General features: G+C 67.8%; 18 protein-coding genes and 1 tRNA gene. 9 read left to right on the forward strand and 10 right to left on the reverse strand.

Annotated elements, in window-relative coordinates:
- Positions 1 to 600, forward strand: coding sequence for a K(+)-transporting ATPase subunit C (kdpC, locus tag BN971_RS22450; RefSeq protein ID WP_308203743.1), 600 nt, complete (start codon positions 1 to 3; stop codon positions 598 to 600).
- Here the strand turns inward: kdpC and BN971_RS22455 are convergent.
- From BN971_RS22455 to pgm, 4 genes are all read right to left on the reverse strand, one after another.
- Positions 563 to 3,049: a DUF4118 domain-containing protein gene (locus BN971_RS22455; RefSeq protein ID WP_085181885.1), complete on the reverse strand. Its 2,487-nt coding sequence runs from the start codon at positions 3,047 to 3,049 to the stop codon at positions 563 to 565. The two genes, kdpC and BN971_RS22455, sit on opposite strands and share 38 nt — an antisense overlap.
- A gap of 332 nt (positions 3,050 to 3,381) precedes the next feature.
- Positions 3,382 to 3,457: transfer RNA gene (locus tag BN971_RS22460), tRNA-Ala, on the reverse strand.
- A gap of 53 nt (positions 3,458 to 3,510) precedes the next feature.
- On the reverse strand, positions 3,511 to 4,680 hold the full coding sequence (locus BN971_RS22465) for an MFS transporter (protein WP_085181886.1): 1,170 nt from the start codon (positions 4,678 to 4,680) through the stop codon (positions 3,511 to 3,513).
- A gap of 92 nt (positions 4,681 to 4,772) precedes the next feature.
- Positions 4,773 to 6,401 (reverse strand): phosphoglucomutase (alpha-D-glucose-1,6-bisphosphate-dependent), encoded by a 1,629-nt coding sequence (gene pgm / locus BN971_RS22470; protein WP_085181887.1) that lies wholly within the window; start codon positions 6,399 to 6,401, stop codon positions 4,773 to 4,775.
- A 134-nt stretch (positions 6,402 to 6,535) separates the two neighbouring features.
- Between pgm and crcB (BN971_RS22475) the strand changes: the two genes are divergently transcribed.
- Together crcB (BN971_RS22475) and crcB (BN971_RS22480) are read left to right on the forward strand one after the other, a co-directional pair.
- Positions 6,536 to 6,934, forward strand: a complete 399-nt coding sequence (gene crcB, locus BN971_RS22475; protein WP_085181888.1) for a fluoride efflux transporter CrcB — start codon at positions 6,536 to 6,538, stop codon at positions 6,932 to 6,934.
- Positions 6,931 to 7,323: a fluoride efflux transporter CrcB gene (gene crcB / locus BN971_RS22480; RefSeq protein ID WP_085181889.1), complete on the forward strand. Its 393-nt coding sequence runs from the start codon at positions 6,931 to 6,933 to the stop codon at positions 7,321 to 7,323. Before crcB (BN971_RS22475) ends, crcB (BN971_RS22480) begins: the two co-directional genes overlap by 4 nt.
- Here crcB (BN971_RS22480) and BN971_RS22485 read toward each other — a convergent pair.
- The 3 genes from BN971_RS22485 to BN971_RS22490 all read right to left on the reverse strand — a co-directional run bounded on the left by BN971_RS22485 (position 7,314) and on the right by BN971_RS22490 (position 9,094).
- Complete coding sequence (locus BN971_RS22485) at positions 7,314 to 7,952, reverse strand: GNAT family N-acetyltransferase (RefSeq protein WP_085181890.1); 639 nt, start codon at positions 7,950 to 7,952, stop codon at positions 7,314 to 7,316. The genes crcB (BN971_RS22480) and BN971_RS22485 overlap by 10 nt on opposite strands.
- Before the next feature lie 81 nt (positions 7,953 to 8,033).
- Positions 8,034 to 8,174, reverse strand: coding sequence for a hypothetical protein (locus BN971_RS25225; RefSeq protein ID WP_169718625.1), 141 nt, complete (start codon positions 8,172 to 8,174; stop codon positions 8,034 to 8,036).
- A 2-nt stretch (positions 8,175 to 8,176) separates the two neighbouring features.
- Positions 8,177 to 9,094: an HpcH/HpaI aldolase/citrate lyase family protein gene (locus tag BN971_RS22490; protein ID WP_085181891.1), complete on the reverse strand. Its 918-nt coding sequence runs from the start codon at positions 9,092 to 9,094 to the stop codon at positions 8,177 to 8,179.
- A gap of 319 nt (positions 9,095 to 9,413) precedes the next feature.
- Here BN971_RS22490 and BN971_RS22495 point away from each other — a divergent pair, with 319 nt between their 5' ends.
- A complete protein-coding gene (locus tag BN971_RS22495; RefSeq protein WP_085181892.1) occupies positions 9,414 to 9,980 on the forward strand; it encodes a hemerythrin domain-containing protein in 567 nt (188 codons plus the stop codon).
- Between the two features lie 51 nt (positions 9,981 to 10,031).
- The gene (locus BN971_RS22500) at positions 10,032 to 11,483 is read left to right on the forward strand and encodes a protein adenylyltransferase SelO (protein ID WP_085181893.1); all 1,452 of its coding nucleotides are present in this window, start codon (positions 10,032 to 10,034) and stop codon (positions 11,481 to 11,483) included.
- 78 nt (positions 11,484 to 11,561) lie between these two features.
- On the opposite strand, the gene BN971_RS22505 is transcribed toward BN971_RS22500, so the two are convergent.
- The gene (locus tag BN971_RS22505) at positions 11,562 to 11,951 is read right to left on the reverse strand and encodes a DUF4267 domain-containing protein (protein WP_085181894.1); all 390 of its coding nucleotides are present in this window, start codon (positions 11,949 to 11,951) and stop codon (positions 11,562 to 11,564) included.
- Positions 11,952 to 12,242: 291 nt separating this feature from the next.
- On the opposite strand from BN971_RS22505, the gene BN971_RS22510 reads away from it, so the two are divergent.
- From BN971_RS22510 to BN971_RS22525, 4 genes are all read left to right on the forward strand, one after another.
- Positions 12,243 to 12,962, forward strand: a complete 720-nt coding sequence (locus BN971_RS22510; RefSeq protein WP_085181895.1) for a TetR/AcrR family transcriptional regulator — start codon at positions 12,243 to 12,245, stop codon at positions 12,960 to 12,962.
- Positions 12,963 to 13,142: 180 nt separating this feature from the next.
- Positions 13,143 to 13,754, forward strand: coding sequence for a TetR/AcrR family transcriptional regulator (locus BN971_RS22515; protein ID WP_308203741.1), 612 nt, complete (start codon positions 13,143 to 13,145; stop codon positions 13,752 to 13,754).
- 341 nt (positions 13,755 to 14,095) lie between these two features.
- Positions 14,096 to 14,695, forward strand: a complete 600-nt coding sequence (locus tag BN971_RS22520; protein ID WP_245836907.1) for a DUF732 domain-containing protein — start codon at positions 14,096 to 14,098, stop codon at positions 14,693 to 14,695.
- Positions 14,696 to 14,855: 160 nt separating this feature from the next.
- On the forward strand, positions 14,856 to 15,365 hold the full coding sequence (locus BN971_RS22525) for a DUF732 domain-containing protein (RefSeq protein WP_085181897.1): 510 nt from the start codon (positions 14,856 to 14,858) through the stop codon (positions 15,363 to 15,365).
- Between the two features lie 42 nt (positions 15,366 to 15,407).
- Here BN971_RS22525 and BN971_RS22530 read toward each other — a convergent pair whose 3' ends face one another.
- Positions 15,408 to 16,115, reverse strand: a complete 708-nt coding sequence (locus BN971_RS22530) for a mycothiol-dependent nitroreductase Rv2466c family protein (RefSeq protein WP_085181898.1) — start codon at positions 16,113 to 16,115, stop codon at positions 15,408 to 15,410.
- Positions 16,112 to 16,972, reverse strand: a complete 861-nt coding sequence (locus tag BN971_RS22535) for a maleylpyruvate isomerase family mycothiol-dependent enzyme (RefSeq protein WP_245836911.1) — start codon at positions 16,970 to 16,972, stop codon at positions 16,112 to 16,114. The genes BN971_RS22530 and BN971_RS22535 overlap by 4 nt, the downstream gene beginning before the upstream one ends.
- Positions 16,973 to 17,004 lie beyond the last annotated feature (32 nt).

Raw genomic sequence — 17,004 nt, forward strand, 5'->3', positions numbered from 1 at the left:
CTGCGCGCTCAACTGGTCCCCGCGATCCTGCTCACTGTGCTGGCCAGCGTGCTGCTGGGCGTCGCCTACCCGCTCGTCACCTACGGCATCGGACAACTCGCGTTCCGGCACCAGGCCGACGGCTCGCTAATCAGCCGCGACAACCAGGTCGTCGGCTCAAGCCTGCTCGGTCAATCGTTTACAGATCCCGCCGGTAACCCGTTGCCCCAGTACTTTCAGCCCCGACCCTCCGCGGCGGGAAACGGCTACGACGGCACAGCCAGCGGAGCCAGCAACCTCGGCCCCGGCGATCCGAAGCTGCTCGCCGCCATCAGTGAACGAGCCGCCGCTTACCGCGCCTTCAACCAGCTACCCGGCGATGCGGCGGTGCCCGTCGACGCGGTGACCGGCTCCGGATCAGGTCTCGATCCAGACATCTCGGTGGCCAACGCCGGCCTGCAGACGCCGCGGGTCGCCGCCGCCCGGCACCTGCCGCCCGAAACCGTGACGGCGCTGGTGCGCGACCACACCACCGGACGCGCGCTCGGCTTCCTCGGGGAGACCGTGGTCAACGTCGTCGAACTCAACCTTGCGCTCGATTCCCAGCCGCGGCCACACTGACGATCACCGCTGGGGCGCTGTCCGGACCGGTTTCTATGCGTAGCGACGCGTCGATTGCCTCGAGCAGATCGCGCGCCGCCTCAACGGTGAAGTACTCGCCGCGACCGTTGGCAACCCCTTGCTCAAGATAGCCTGTCTGGAAACGGATTTCGACCCGGTCGCCGCAAAGCGTCGCGGCGATCTTTGGCGTGTCACCCGGAGAACTGAGCCGGATCACGTTGGCAGCCAGGGCCGTTACCACCCGCGTGAGCACCGCAGCATCGGAAATCACGTTGGGCATGTCTGCTGGCAACGTGACATTCACCGCGTGGTGACCGGGGCCGAGTTCGTCAAGCGCAGCGGCCACCACCTCGGCGACATCCACCTGACGTATGCGCACATCCAGCGCACCGGCCCGGGCCCTGGCCACATCGTCTAGTTGGTTCGCCAGCACGCCGATGCGGTCCACCGCACGCTCCAGCGTGTCGATCGGCTCACCAACCCGCGCCACAGCTGGTATCGCGCGTAGCGCCCCGACGGCCCGCTTGGCGGAGTCGACGCCCTCGGCGAGGGCGCGACCGGCGGCGGCGGCCAGCGCGGTTCGCATACGTTCGCTCTCGGCCTGCTGTTCGGCGCCAACGGCGCGCTGGCTGAGCCTGCGCTGACCCAGATACTCAGCGATCTGCGCCGCGCACGCGGTGAAAATCTCCAGATCAGCTGCCGATAATGCCGGGCCGCACCCGACAAGCATCGACGAAGGATCCAGCTCGGCCTGCACCGTGGCCTGCTCGGGCAACTCCGGGGGGCGATTCCCGCAGCTGGCGCTAACAATCCAGCCGCCTTTGTCATCGGGTTGGCCATGCGGCGCGGTCGTGCGGCGTTCCACCACACTCAACCCGTCCAACCCGAACGTCTCACGCACCAACTCCAAAAGCTGGGGAAGATCGCCCTCCCCACGCAGCAGTGCCTCGGCCATCGACGTCAGCACCGCGGCCTCGGCGCTCGATCGGGCAGCCAGCCGCCGCCGCCGGGCACTGACTTCCACGGTCCAACTCACCAGCACCGCCACAGCCACATACACGACCAGTGCCAGAGCATCGTTGAACAGCGCAACCCGGAGCGAATACAGCGGCCGGGTCAAATAGAAATCCGCGGCCACCACGGAGACCACGGCGGCGACCAGCGCCGGATACCAGCCCCCCACCACGGCGATCAGAACGATCACGAGCAGATACACCAACAAGTCACCCGGCAGGCTCAGCCGCGTCCGGACAAGTCCCAACAAGATTGTCACTGCCGGCAATAACACCGCCATCAGCGCCAGCGCCCGCAGCCGCTGGCGCGGATCGACACCGCCTAGCTGCGGAAGCCGCGTCGCAAACCTTGCCGGCGTCTTGTCGGTCACCAAATGCACATCCAAGGTGGCATCCAGCCGAGACAGCTTGCGGGACACCACTTCCCGGCCGGTCAGAATTCTCCACCCGGCGCTGGGACGGCTGACGCCGATCACCAGTTGAGTGGCGTTTTCGTGGCGCGCAAATTGAGCCAGCGCACTACTGACGTCGGCGCCGACTACCTGATGCCAACTACCGCCCAAGCCCTCGACCGAAGAGCGCAGGTTGGCCAATCTGGCCGGGTCGGCCCCCAAACGTCCGTCGCTGCGCGCCACGTAAACGGCCATTAGATCGCTTCCGCGTGTGCGGGCGGCCAGCCGCGCGGCCCGCCGAATCAGCCCCTCGCTTTCCGGGCCACCGGATACGCCCACCACGATGCGTTCCCGGGCCTCCCAGCCGGCGCTGATTCCGTGCTCGCTGCGGTAACGGCGCAAGCCCTCATCAACCCGACCGGCTACCCACAGCAGTGCCAGTTCCCGCAGCCCGGCGAGATTGCCCGGCCGAAAATAGTGCGACAGCGCCGCGTCGATGCGATCGGGTGGGTAGATGTCACCCGCAACCATGCGCCGGCGCAACGCTTCTGGCGACAAGTCCACGAGTTCCAGTTCGTCGGCCTGGCGCACCATCGCGTCGGGCAGTGTTTCGCGCTGCTCGACTCCGGTCATCTCGGTCAGCACGTCGCCCAATGACTCCAGATGCTGAATGTTGAGCGTGGTGAGCACATCGATACCGGCGTCGAGTAATTCCTGAACGTCCTGCCAGCGTTTCGGATTGCGGGAACCGGGAGCGTTGGTGTGCGCCAGTTCGTCGACCAACGCCAGTTGCGGACAGCGAGCAAGCACCGCATCAACATCCATCTCCGGCAGCATCCCGCCCCGATGCCGGACATATCGTCGGGGCACTACCTCCAGCCCGTCAACCAGCTCCTGCGTCGCCCGGCGGCCGTGCGGCTCGATGAAGCCGATCACGCAGTCGACACCCTGCCTGCACTGGCGGTGACCTTCGAGCAGCATCTCGTAGGTTTTGCCAACCCCCGGAGCAGCACCTAGATAGACACGGAGCCTTCCCCGCGGCATCAGCAGCCGATTTCTGCGACCGTGCTGGCGTGGCCGTCCACGCGCATCAGCGTAAACCGATTCGCCACTGCGGCGGAGAGCTCCGGGGATGCGCGGTTCTTAGGCCCGCGGCGTTGATCTTGAGGCCGATGCGCACTTGCAGTCCCGCCGGCCGTGACGCTATTTCGGTTGTGTGCACGCCGCGGTGCAGCGTGACGCTTGAACTCGACGGGTGCCCTGTTCGAACACGTTGACGACGAATCGTCGGGCCGGTTGTCGTCAAAGAAGTCACGGTTGTCGTCACGGTTGTCGTCAGACGCTCAAAAATCAGGCCCCTGAAATCGCATCTTGACTGGTGGAGCTAAGGGGACTCGAACCCCTGACCCCCACACTGCCAGTGTGGTGCGCTACCAGCTGCGCCATAGCCCCAAGTCGTGCCAATCGAAGCTACACCACCGGCAACCCTCCTTCAAAGTTGCTGCTCAGGCCAGCTCCACGTCCGCCTGGGACGACACCAGTCCGGACTCTGGATGGATCAGCGTCCGCGTCTCCGGGGCCAGCACCCAGCCGGCGGCGGCGATCAACAGAACGATTCCGCTGATGCCGAAACCCCAGCCGAAGCTCAGCTCCTCGGCGACCCAACCGACCGTGATCGAGCCGACGATGGCACCCAGGTCGGACAGCATCTGCACCGCCGCCACCGGCATGCCGGCGCGCGCCTCGCTGCCGAGGATGTCCGCCACCGAAGCCTGCATCGGCGACATGAAGATTCCCGTCGTCGCACCCGATACCGCCGCGGCGACCATGAACGCCGGCAACGAGGAGACGACTCCCAGCGCGGCGGTCGCCACACCGGATGTCGCCAGGCCGACGATCATCAACGTGCGCCGTCCCATCCGGTCAGACAGATAGCCGCTGGGGACGACGGCCAGGGCGTTGCCGGCCGCGAACGCCGCAAGCGCCACTCCGATCACGCCGACGCTTTCGCGCATGACGTCGGAGAGAAACAACGGCACCAGAGCGACGCGCAGACCGAACGCCGCCCAGCCGGTCGCAAAATTGGCCAGCAGCGCCGCCCAGTAAGCGCGGAAGCGCAGCGCCTGGCGCATCGTCACCGTTGACCGTGTCGGCGGCGGGGGCGCCGCCAGCTCCGAATGCCGCAGGCCGTAGAACAACACCACCGCCACGCCCAGCATTGCGACGCCGTACACGATGAACGGCGCGGTCAACCCCCACCCCGCCGTCAGGCCGCCGATCGCCGGCCCGCCGACCGCGCCCACCATGAACGACGTCGTGAACAACCCCGCGATCCGCCCGCGCGCGTCCGGCGGGCTGATGTGGATCATCAGCCCCAACGCCGAGACATAAAACATCGTCGAGCCGACGCCGCTGACGGCGCGGAACACCAACAGTTGCCAGTAGGCCTGCGAATACGCACACGCGATCGTGGCCAACGCCACGATCAGCAAACCACCGATGTAAATGCGCCGCTCGCCGAGCCGCTGCACCAGCACTCCGCTGACCGGTGCAAAACACAACCGGCTCAACGAAAAGACGGTGACCAAGAAAGTCACCGCCTTGATGCTGACCCCGAAGGTGTGGGCAAAGGCGGGCATTGCCGGCGAAATGACGCCGTAGCCCAGCGCGACCATCACATTTGCCCAGCTGAGGATCCAAACTTCGCGCGGCAGCCGTGCAGAATCCGAATTACGTCCCCCCGGACGGGCGAGTCGGAGGGAAAACGTCACCCGATGACTTTATTCACCACCTCGCGGGCGGTTTCCTGCACCTCGGCCAAATGCTCGGGCCCCTTGAAGGACTCCGCGTAGATCTTGTAGACGTCTTCGGTGCCCGAAGGGCGCGCGGCAAACCAGGCGTTGGCGGTGGTCACCTTGAGCCCGCCCAGGGCCGCGCCGTTGCCGGGCGCCGCGGTGAGCTTGGCGGTGATCGGCTCGCCCGCCAGCTCCGTCGCGGTCACCTGATCGGGCGACAGCCCGGACAGCCGCGCCTTCTGGTCCCGGTCGGCGGGCGCGTCCACCCGGGCGTAGCACGGCGTGCCGTATTCGGCGGTCAGCTCCTCATAGCGCTGCGACGGGCTGAGGCCGGTGACCGCCAGGATCTCCGAGGCCAGCAGGGCCAGGATGATGCCGTCCTTATCGGTGGTCCACACCGAGCCGTCGCGCCGCAGGAACGACGCCCCCGCCGACTCCTCGCCGCCGAAGCCGATGGTCCCGCCGATCAGGCCGTCGACGAACCACTTGAACCCGACCGGCACCTCGACGAGCTTGCGGCCGAGGCCGGCCACCACCCGGTCGATGATCGACGAGCTGACCGCGGTCTTGCCGACGGCGATGCCGTCCGGCCACGACGGCCGGTGGGCGTAGAGGTAGTCGATGGCCACCGCCAGGTAGTGGTTAGGGTTCAGCAGCCCCGCGTCGGGCGTGACGATGCCGTGCCGGTCGGCGTCGGCGTCGTTACCGGTGGCGATCTGGTAGCGGTCCCGGTTGGCGATCAGCGAGGCCATCGCGTCCGGCGAGCTGCAGTCCATCCGGATCTTGCCGTCGTGGTCCAGCGTCATGAACCGCCACGTCGCGTCGACCAGCGGGTTGACCACGGTCAGGTCGAGGCGGTGGCGGTCGGCGATCTCGCCCCAGTAATCCACGCTGGCCCCGCCGAGCGGGTCGGCGCCGATCCTGACCCCGGCCGCGCGGATCGCTTCGATGTCGATCACGTTGGGCAGGTCGTCGACGTAGTGGGCCAGGTAGTCGTGGCGCTGGACGGCGCCCAACGCACGCGCCAGCGGAACCCGCTTGACACCCGCGCCGTCGCGCAGGATCTCGTTGGCGCGCTTGGCAATTGCGTTGGTCGCATCGGTGTCCGCGGGGCCGCCGTTGGGCGGGTTGTACTTGAAACCCCCATCGGGCGGCGGGTTGTGCGACGGTGTGACGACGATGCCGTCGGCCAGCGCGTCGGTGCGGCCGCGGTTGTAGGTCAAGATGGCGTGGCTGACCGCCGGGGTCGGCGTGTAGCGGTCGCGGCTGTCCACCACCGCCACCACATCGTTGGCGGCGAGCACCTCCAGCGCCGATACCCACGCCGGCTCGGACAAGCCGTGCGTGTCGCGGCCGATGAAAAGCGGCCCGGTGGTGCCCTGCGCGGCGCGGTATTCGACGATGGCCTGGGTGATCGCCACGATGTGGGCCTCGTTGAAGGCCCCGTTCAGCGCGGACCCCCGGTGGCCGGACGTGCCGAACACCACCTGCTGGGCAACGTCGTTCGGATCAGGCTGAACCGAATAGTAGGCCGTCACCAGGTGAGGCAGATTGACTAGGTCTTCGGGCTGGGCCGGCTGACCGGCGCGCGGGTGGGCCATGGTTGTCAATTCTGCCCGTGCCCGACGCTCCCCGCTGCCCCGGACTTCTCAGGTACTTCCCGGGTTCATCCCCTGGTAAGTCGAACCCCTACGCTGCTAACCGCAGCACTCGCCGATCGGAAGGGAAGCCAACCATGGCACACCGCGACTATCGCGACCTGGCTGCGGTTTTCGTCGGCGGAGCGCTCGGCACGCTGGCCCGCGTGGTGGTGCAAGCCGTCACCGTCCGCGACTCGGAGCACTGGCCGTGGTCGACCTTCGCCGTGAACATCGCGGGCGCGTTTCTGGTGGGCTACTTCACGACTCGCCTGCTGGAGCGGTTGCCGGTGTCGAGTTACCGGCGCCCGCTGCTGGGCACCGGGTTCTGCGGTGGCCTGACGACCTTCTCGACGGTGCAGGTGGAAACGCTGGGGATGATCGAACACGGTCACTGGGCCCTGGCCGCCGGCTACACCGTCGCCAGCATCGCGCTCGGGCTGTTGGCCGTGCATCTGGCCAGCGGCTGGGTCCGCCGGGCGCGGGTGCGCTCATGACCGGCACCGGGGCCACGACGGTCGGGGTCTGGGCCGGCGTCGCGCTGCTGGGCGGCGTCGGGTCGGTGCTGCGGTTCGCGGTGGATCGCGCGGTGGCCCGCCGAATGGCGCGCTGGTTTCCGTTCGGCACGCTGGCCGTCAACGTCAGCGGCGCGGCTCTGCTGGCTTTCCTCGGCGGCCTGGCGCTGGGCAAGGAGGCCGCCCTGCTCGCCGGCACCGCGTTCGTCGGCGCCTACACCACCTTCTCCACCTGGATGCTAGAAACCCAACGACTCGGCGAAGAGCGCCAGAACTGGGCGGCGGTGGGCAACATCGTCGTCAGCGTCACCCTCGGAATGGCGGCCGCGGCGCTCGGTCAGTGGGCCGCCCAGCGGATCGGTCAGGCCTGACGAACGCGGGGCACGTCCTGCGGCGTGCGGGCCAGCGCGTAGAGCGCCATCCGGCGATTCGACATGTCGTGCTCCCCGAGAAACGCGCAACCGGCGCGCTCGCAGAATCGCCGCGCGGCCTTGTTGCGATGGTCGGGATCGAACATGATCCTGCGGCACAACGGGTCCCGCCCCAGAACGCTGGCCACGAAGTGTGGCAGCACGAAGCCGGCGATCCCACGGTTGACGAATTCCTCGTCGGCGATGGCGGCGTGGATGCCCAGGTCGTACGGGTCGGCTTCATATCGGGTCGCGATGGAATCCTTTGCCGCCCGGTACAATTCGATGTACGCGTGGTCTTGCCCATCCTGGCTGGCCAGGAATGGCCGCGAATAGCTGCCGTCGAGCTGGGCGCGCAGATAGCGCCGCCAGCGCTCGGCCGGCCAGGCGTACTCCCAGGCTTCGGCGAGCCCGGGCCGATTCATCCATTCGGCGATCATGTCCGCGTCGGCGTCCGGGTCGGCGAGGCGGAAGGCGTAGGGCGCGGGAACGTCCGCGGCGCCCGGCGGCGGCGGCACGTTGCGGACCTCGTCGCTGATATCGGTCAGTTCGCGCGGCAGCACGGCCGGCCGGCTGATGGGCTCGCTCATGTCAACGGGGAGCCTACCGAAGCAGCCGCGCCAGGGCCGCCGACTGGCTGGCGTCGGCGTCGTGGGTGGCGGTAACCAGGGTCACGAACCCCGCTCGACCAGCTCGCCCAGGTCCGCCACTGCCGGGTTGTCATCGAGCTCCCGCCCGCGGGTCGCCCTTGCGCAGGCCGCGCGTCCCGATCCGGTCGACCAGGACTCCACGTCGTCGTAGACCCGCGCCACCGTCAGTAGTGGTAGGTGTCCGACGGTGCCGGCGAGTGGACCCTCTCGTCCTCGAATTGCGACACCTCGATGCCGTACGCACGGGCCAGCTCGAGGATCTTGGTGGCGCGGGCGATGCGCGGGAGGTCCGACCCGTTGCGGATCTCTCCCCCGTCGCGCTCGAACTCGGCGAAAAACTCCTTGGCCCAGGCGATCTCGTCCTGCGACGGCGAAAGTCCCTCGTTGACCACGGCACACTGGTCGGGCGACAGGCAGATCTTGCCGGTCATCCCGAATTCGACCGAAACCGCTGTCGCCTCGATGAGCTTCAAGGCGTTCGATCCGATGGTCGGTCCGTCGATCGCGCTCGGCAGGTTGGCCGCCTTGGCGGCGATGGTGAAGCGGGACCGCGTGTACGCCAGGGTGCTCGGGTCGTCGCCGAAACCGGTGTCGCGGCGGAAATCCCCGATGCCGAAGGCCAGTCGGAAGGTGCCCTTCGCGGCGGCGATCTCGGTGATCCGCTCGAGGCCCCGCGCCGTTTCGACGAGCGCCACGATCGGAACGCCGGGCAGCCTTTTCGCCGTCTCGGTGATGTGGTCCACCGATTCGACCATCGCCAGCATCACCCCGCCCACGCAAGTGCCCTCCAGGGCGCTCAGATCGTCGGCCCACCACGGTGTGCCGAAACCGTTGATCCGCACCCAATCGGTGTTACCGGCGCCGAGCCAACGCACGACGTTCTCGCGGGCGGCCTGCTTGTCCTTGGGCGCTACCGCGTCCTCGATGTCGAGGACCACGATGTCGGCGCGTGAGTGCGCCGCGGACTGGAATCGGTCGGCGTGCGCGCCGTTGACCAGCAGCCAGCTGCGCGCCAGGACCGGGTCGAGCCGCGAGCCGATGTCATCGGGGTCGACCGCGTGGCTGTCGACGTGTTCATACATTGCGTGTTCAGTGGCCATCATCATTTCCGAACGTGCCGATTCGAGTTCCCTAACCGTAGCGGCACGGTATCGGGGTGGTCACCATGCCCCGCACACCGGCGCGACCTGCGCGAACGGCGCGTGCGGGTCCGGCGGACGCCCGCGCCCACCGCGGGGCAGCCGTGCAGCCGATTCGTCTTGCACCCCAACGCTTTTCGGCCCTCCCGCGGCCCGGGTAAGCTGCGACGTTTCAGGCGCGCCCGGGTCGGGTATCTCTCGGTAATACGGTGCACCGCCCTGCCCGCGTTGCTCAACTCCACACTCATCGGAGGTATCGGCGATGGCCGAGATGATTATCGAATCGCCCGACGAAGTCGTCGCGTTCCTCAAAGCGCAGCACAACCTGATCGAGGACATGTTCGACGAGGTGCTGCACGCATCGAATCCCGAAGCGCGCGAAGAGCCGTTCGTCAAGTTGCGCCAATTGCTGGCGGTCCACGAAACGGCCGAGGAGATGATCGTGCATCCCCGGGTGCGCCGCGAGACGGACTCCGGGGACGACATCGTCGACGCCCGGCTGAAAGAGGAACACGAAGCCAAGGAGTTGTTGGCGCAGATCGAAAAGCTCGACATCACCTCGCAGGAGTTCGTCGGCGAGCTGACCAAGCTGCGTGAGGCGGTGCTCGACCACGCCGCGCACGAGGAGAGCGAGGAGTTCCCCGTCCTGCAGCGCAACCTCGACACCGATGACTTGGAACGGATGGGGTCCGCGGTGCGGGCCGCCGAGGCGATCGCGCCGACGCGACCGCATCCCGGCGTGGAATCGGCCAAGCTCAACTTCGCCCTCGGCCCGTTCGCCTCGATGCTCGATCGCGCCCGCGACCTGATCGGACACGCCCTGGGCTGACGGCGCACACTCTCCCCGGTCTTGGCCGACGACGTCCGTAGTCTGGGAGAAGTGAGCGCTGCGCCGACCCTGCAGGACCGGTTCTTTCGCGAGTTGCCGGAAATGGCCGTCCGATGGCAAGCCGAGCCGCTTCCCGAGCCGCGGTTGCTCGTCCTCAACGAGCGGCTGGCTGGCGACCTGGGTCTCGACGCGGCGTGGCTCCAGGGTCCCGACGGGCTGAGGTTCCTGGCCGGCAACGCGCTGCCCCGCGGCGCCAGCCCGGTGGCGCAGGCCTACGCCGGCCACCAGTTCGGCGGCTTCGTCCCGCAGCTGGGCGACGGGCGCGCGCTGCTGCTGGGTGAGGTCGTCGACTCCCAGGGCCGCACCCGCGACATCCACCTCAAGGGTTCGGGTCCGACGCCGTTCGCGCGCGGCGGGGACGGCCTGGCGGCGGTCGGCCCAATGCTGCGCGAATACATCGTCAGCGAGGCGATGCACGCTCTGGGTGTCGCCACGACGCGTTCGCTGGCCGTCGTCGGTACCGGGCGCGAGGTCCAGCGCGAGACGCCGCTTCCCGGGGCGGTCCTGGTCCGGGTCGCCACCAGTCACCTGCGGGTCGGCAGCTTTCAATACGCCGCCGTCGCCGGTGACAGCGGCCTGCTGCGGCGGCTGGCGGACCACGCGATAGCCCGCCACTACCCCGCAGCGGCGGAGGCCGACAACCCGTACCTCGCGTTCTACGAGGCGGTGGTCGCCGCGCAAGCGTCGCTGATGGCCCAATGGATGCTGATCGGGTTCGTCCACGGGGTGATGAACACCGACAACATGACGATCTCGGGCGAGACGATCGACTACGGACCGTGCGCCTTCATGGAGTCATACGACCCCGACACGGTCTTCAGCTCGATCGATTTCTGGGGGCGCTACGCGTATGGCAATCAGCCCCTGATCGCCGGGTGGAACCTCGCGCGGTTCGCCGAGGCGCTGCTCCCGCTGCTTTCCGACGATGCCGGCCGGGCGGTGGCACTGGCCGAGGCGGCGTTCGGCGTCTTCCAGTCGCGCTACGACGAGGTGTGGTCGTCCGGCATGCGCGCGAAGCTAGGTTTGCCGGCCGACGCCGGGGAGGGGGCCGTCACGCCGTTGATCGACGACCTGCTTCGCCTGCTCAAGGAGAGCCGCGTCGACTACAGCTCGTTCTTCCGCCACCTCGGCCGCGCCGCCCGCGGTGACGCCGAGCCGGCCCGCGGCCTGTTCATCGACCTCGCGGGGTTCGACGAATGGATGTCGCGCTGGCGGGCCCTGGGCCCCGACGCCGGCGTCATGGACCGCGCCAACCCCGTCTACATCCCCCGCAACCATCTGGTCGAGGAGGCGCTGGCCGCGGCGACGAGCGGCGACCTCGCCCCCCTCGGCCGGCTGCTCGACGCCGTGACGGCCCCCTATGACGAACGGCCCGGGCTCCAGCGTTACGCCAGCCCGGCGCCCGACGATTTCGGCGCCTACCGAACGTTTTGCGGCACCTGACGGCACGGACCGAATTCTACCGGGCGCCAAGACTTTTGGATTTCAAGCGACCGCGGGCGACGCATGCGCGGGAACCGGTCAATCGCCTCGGGGCCGACCGGTCGGCCTGCGGGTAGCCCCCCACAGGCCGACGCCGATCCCAATTACCGCGCCGCCCAAGCCAATAACCCGTTGCGAGGGCTTCAACTGGTCGTGCACGCTGAGCCCGCCGAGCAGGTCGGCCGCGTCCGCGCCGCCCGAGGCGAGGAACCAGCCGCGGGTGTCCTTGCCGCGAAGCGCGGCCGTTGCGAGCAGCGCGCCGATCAACGCGTCGCGGTAACCCATCGAGCGCAACAGCAGGCGCGCCGTCGGCGTGGGCTCTTCGGGGTCACCCCAGAGGCGGTTGGCCCCCGACGGGTCGACGAGGAACGAGATCCCGGATGCGAGCCGGATGCTCCCCGCCAATAACGCCGATCGGTCGATGGACATGGCCGAAAGCCTAAGCCGTAATCCACTATTACGCACGGGTTTAACAGTGAAACGTTGGCGCTCTTCATTTCGGACCGCGGTACACAAAAGTTATACGCCGGCAAACCCACGCCTGCCCCGCCCGATGCAGTGACCTCCCGGTTCGTCGAAACGCGCAAACTCGCAGGTGCGACGCCGGTGGTTATAGGGTGCCCGGCCCCATCGCAGGACCGAAACCCGCGCCGGCAAAACACTTCTGGAGTATCGCGAATGTGGCTATGACAATACGGTTCGGCGTCTACCTTGATCCCTATGACGGAAAAGGGGGATCCGCTCGGACATCGGCACGCGCACGGCAGCAATCCGGAAAGGCGCCGCAGAACCAAGCTCCCTCCCGACCCGGAGGTGCGTAAGGCCATCATCGACGCGGCGGCGAAATCCGTTCGCCAGCATGGTGTTCGGGGACTGAACCTCGCCGCGGTGCTGGACGAGGCGCAGTTGAGCACCCGCGCCTTCTACCGACACTTCGAATCCAAGGACGAGCTGGTGGCCGCCGTCTTCATGGAGTTGACGCGCCTGGAGGTGATGCGACTCAAGGAAAAGATGGCGCCGGCGTCCTGTCCGATCGAGGGGGTGGCGGCCTGGATCGACGCACGATTGGACCTCGCGTTCGACGAGAGCATCAAAGCGGAATTGCGCCAGGCGTCTTTGGAGGCACAGTCGAGGAACACGGCCTCCCCCGAAGCCGTCGCGCCGTTTTACAACGCCATCCTCGAGCCCCTCATCGAACACCTGGAGCGCGGCCTGCATCTGGGCGTGTTCCAGGACATCGTGCCGGCGACCGCCGCGAGGTCGATCAACGGCGTGGTGTGGGCAGCCACCCAGCGCCAGTGGGCGATGGGGCTGTGGGACCGTGGCGACGTCCGGGAGCGGGCGCTCCGGTTCTGTCTGCGCGGCCTCGGGGTGCCGCCGGACACCATCGAAGACATCGTCGCCGCGCCCCGTGCCTATGCCGGAAGCGCTGACCTTTAGTGAAAACGGCCGATTTCAGATGTTTAAAAATTGTGAAGCAGGGTTGGTTCTGACCTTTTGGGGGGTACTAGGCAAGACATGATGCACTCGCATGACTCACAGGGAGCTCGGCAGGCATACATCGGGCCCCGGGGGCCCCGGGGGCCCCGTCGACGCGCCAAGCTGCCGCCCGACCCGGACGTGCGATGCGCGATTGTCGCGGCCGCGTCGAAGTCGGTTCGGGAGCGGGGTGTACGGGGACTCAGCGTCGCCGTCGTGCTGGAGCAGGCTCAGTTGAGCACTCGGGCCTTCTACCGGCATTTCGAATCCAAGGACCAACTTGTGGCGGCGGTCTTCAGCGAAATGACGCGCAACGAGGTGTCCCGGCTGAAGAGAAACATGGCCGCGGCGTCCACTCCGGTGGAAGCTGTGGCGGCGTGGATCGAGGGGCGCTTCGACCTCGCGTTCGACGACAACACCGAATCCGACCTCCGGCGACTGTTGATGGAGGCCCAGTCGAAGGTCAGCGCCCCCAACGAGCCGGTGTCGCCGCCCTATCCCGTCATCGTCGAACCGCTCGTCGAGCAACTGGAGCACGGGCTGCGGGAAGGCGTGTTCCACGACATCGTGCCGGCCACCGCGGCGAAGTCGCTGTACGGCGTCGTGTGGGCGGCCTGCCAGCGGCAGCGCGGGATAAGCCATGCGGAACGGGAGGAGACCCGCCGGCGCGCGCTGCGGTTCTGCCTGCGCGGGTTGGGCGTCTCGCCCGAAACGATCGAAACCCTCACCGAACCCTGGGCGACCGCGGGCTGACCGCGGAGCGGCCGGCCGTCACCGGCGGCCCTCACCGCGCCGGGCAGGTGTCGGCGATCTCGATCGAGGCAGGCCAGAGCACAACGGTCAACCCGCAACCCACGACGGCGGCCCCGACCGGCAGCACTGGTTGAAGCCGCGCCTGGATCCGGAGCGTCTCGTCGGGGTGCCTGATCGTCGGGCTCGTGTGGTCGGGAACTCACACGCAGCACCTGCGGCAGATGCAGGGCGCAGACTTGGTCGTGTCGTTCCTGGGTTCGATAGTGTCCTGGCCCGTCCTGCCGTTCTCGAATGTATGTATGACCTGACCGCTTTTGACCGGCCGGGCTAGCATGAGCGTCATGCCCGAGCCGGTCCCGGCTGCGGACGAAACCGTCGCAGCCAACGCCGCCCAGACCCCTCCGGAGACGGCCGCCGCGCCCACTGAGGGGACCGCCGCGGCCGATCTCGCGTGGTCGGGTGGCGATGACGACAGGGCTGAGCCGGCTCCGGAGCGCCAATCCTGGGTGGCGACGTGGCGCAAGGCCGGGGCATTGCTGTTGGGCGGCTTGGCGCTCGGCGCGGCGATCGTGCTGGGCTTTTGGCTGCTGGAGCCGAAGACCAACGGTCCGCAGCCGCCGCCTCAGGCTTCGCATACGGCGACCAGTGCGTCGGCGTCGACGAACGCTGCCCCGCCGTCGATCGCGTCGACTCCCGAGCAGGACAACAAGTACGTGCAGGACCTGAACGACCGCGGCATCTCGTTCGCCAATCCCGAGGCGGCCATCTACAACGGGAAGCTGGTGTGCGAGGACGTCCGCCAGGGCATGGCGGTGCCCCAGATCGTCGACGCCTTCCGTGCCAGCAATCCCGGCCTGGGCGCGGATGCGCAGGGCTACGTGGCCATTTCGATTCGCACGTACTGCCCGCAGAACGCCAACCTGGTCAGCGGAATTTCTTGACCCGCCCCGACGCCCGCCGCCGTACGCGTTTTGAACTGGGGAAATCGGCCCTGGTCGGCCATGATGGAATGCGACGCGGCCTGAGGAAGTCGCCCAAGTTCGACAGCGTTGACACAACGTAACCCCACGCGACCGCACCGTAGTCAAAGGAGACAGCCCCATGACTGTCGAAGACAACAGCGCCCCGACCGAATCGGTGCCCCGTCCGCGACCGCGAACCAGGACCGCGGCCCGGTCGAAGCTTCTCGGCAACGTGGTGGCGGCGGCGTTCCTGGCGTTGTCCGTGCTGTTCGCGCTGGGCGTGGTGGCGACCTACTTCCTGAGGGACAGGACGGCGACGTCCCCCGGGCCGCAGACGGTGACGGTCACCCCGAAAGCCTCGGCGGGTCCGGCGGACGGCCGGTTCTTCAGCTCGTTGGCCATTTACGGGATCTCGGACAACGGCAACGAGGCGGTCCGGCAACGTTTCATGGAATTCGGCCACCACACGTGTTTTTCGCTGCTGCCGCCGCGCCCGCAGACGCTCGACGCGACGGTCAGCGGCATAATGGCCGCCGAAAATCAGGACGTCGCGGCGGGCAGTCCGTGGTCGCCGCAGTTCACCCACGACGACGCCGAGCATTTGGCGCAGGCCGCCATCGGCGCCTACTGCCCCGACGTGCCGAAGTAGCACACCCCGGCCTCGCCTAAGCTCCGATTTGCATTGTGGTTCTTACGATTTCGCGCCGCGGTCATCGAAGGAGACGACCTTGCCCCGGTTGATCGACACCCAGTCCCGCGCCTCCAGGTACGGGCGGAAGGTCTCGGCGATCAGCCGCTGATCGGCCGCGGTCTTGGGCCGCTGCAATTCGTAGAGGTGCGGAAATTCCGTCCAGGCGGTTACCGCACGCCACAGCCGCACGGCCGCCTCGCCGGTGGGCGGGTCGATGAGGACCGGCCCGAAAAGGCATTGCCCATCCGGGAAAAAGAGCGTCGGCACTCCGTAGCCGTCGGCGTCGACCACCCGCCGATGGTCGGCCATCACCTCGTCATTGGTGGTCGGGTCGTCGATCGCCCGGTCGACGAGGCCGGGGTCGAAACCCAGTTCCTCCAGCAGGTATCGGGCGACGGCCTTCTCGTGCGGCTTGTTGCCCTCGACATGCAATGCGCGGCCGGCCCGTTCGTACCAGGCGTCCAGGTCTGCCATCGACCGGCGGCGCAGCAGCGCCCCGATGCGCATCATCGACCAGCCGTAGGACCATTCGCGTTCCCAGGGGTGCTTCTTGCCCTCCTGGCGGTTGATCTCCTCGAGGCTGAAGAAGCGCCAGTTGACCGAAAGGCCGGTCTGCTCGCGCACGTCGCGGATCCACCGCGACGTCTGGTAGGCGTAGGGACACATCACGTCGAAGTGGAAGTCGACGACTGCGGGTCCGTCACTCACATCGTGAACCTCAGGCTGCGGGCGGCGCGGTCGCCGAGTTCGTCATCGCCGGTCCACGTGACCGCTCCGGAACTGATGGGCACCTGCGGATCGATGCGCCCGCATGCGAGCTGGATGAAGGTGGTCGAGTCCGTCGTCAACGTCACGTCGGGGTCGGCCAGCTCCTCGACTTGCCTGGCCCGGCCGTCGACGGCCACGTGCAGCTCTCGGACGATCGGGCCGGTGAGGTCAAAGGTGATGGCCTTGCCGTCGGGCACGCCGACTTTCTTGCCGACGATGTACCCGATGGAATTCTCCACCTCGGCCAGCGCGATCTCGGCGCCGATCCCGGTGTCATCGGTCGCCCTGCCGAGCGGGGTGGTGATGTCGCGCTCGTGCACCCAGAAGTCGAACACCCGGATCGCCAGGAAGCGGCCGAAGGTGCCCGGGCCGACCGGGGTCCAGGACGGGCGCTGTAGATCGGCATCCGAGAGAGCGGCCAGGTCGCGACGCCGCCCGTCGTAGACGGCGCGAACCAGGTCGACGTAGGAGCGGGGGTCGACGTCGGTCCCTCGCATGAACTCGGCCGCCCGATCGAAGGGTGGCGGCGTGCGATCGTCCTCGGGCAGCCAGCCGGCCATGACCGCCTCGATGCTGGTGACGTGGTTGACGACGTCGCGGACCGTCCAGGCCGGGCAAAGCGACTGAACCTTCCAGTCGGCGTCGCCGAGGTCGCCGCACAGGGCCAGCATCGAGTCATAGCACCGTTGGAGAGCCGCACGAATCTCTTCCAGGCTCCAGGCCTTCGGACCTTGCAACGTCCGCTCCTTGTCCGGTCCGCCGGTGCGCCGGCGGGCGTCGTTTTGATCGGTACGCAAACTAGCCGTCAGGGTAGACGGTTCGCCTCGGC

This window comes from Mycobacterium bohemicum DSM 44277, from assembly GCF_001053185.1.
Classification (GTDB): Bacteria; Actinomycetota; Actinomycetes; order Mycobacteriales; family Mycobacteriaceae; genus Mycobacterium; species Mycobacterium bohemicum.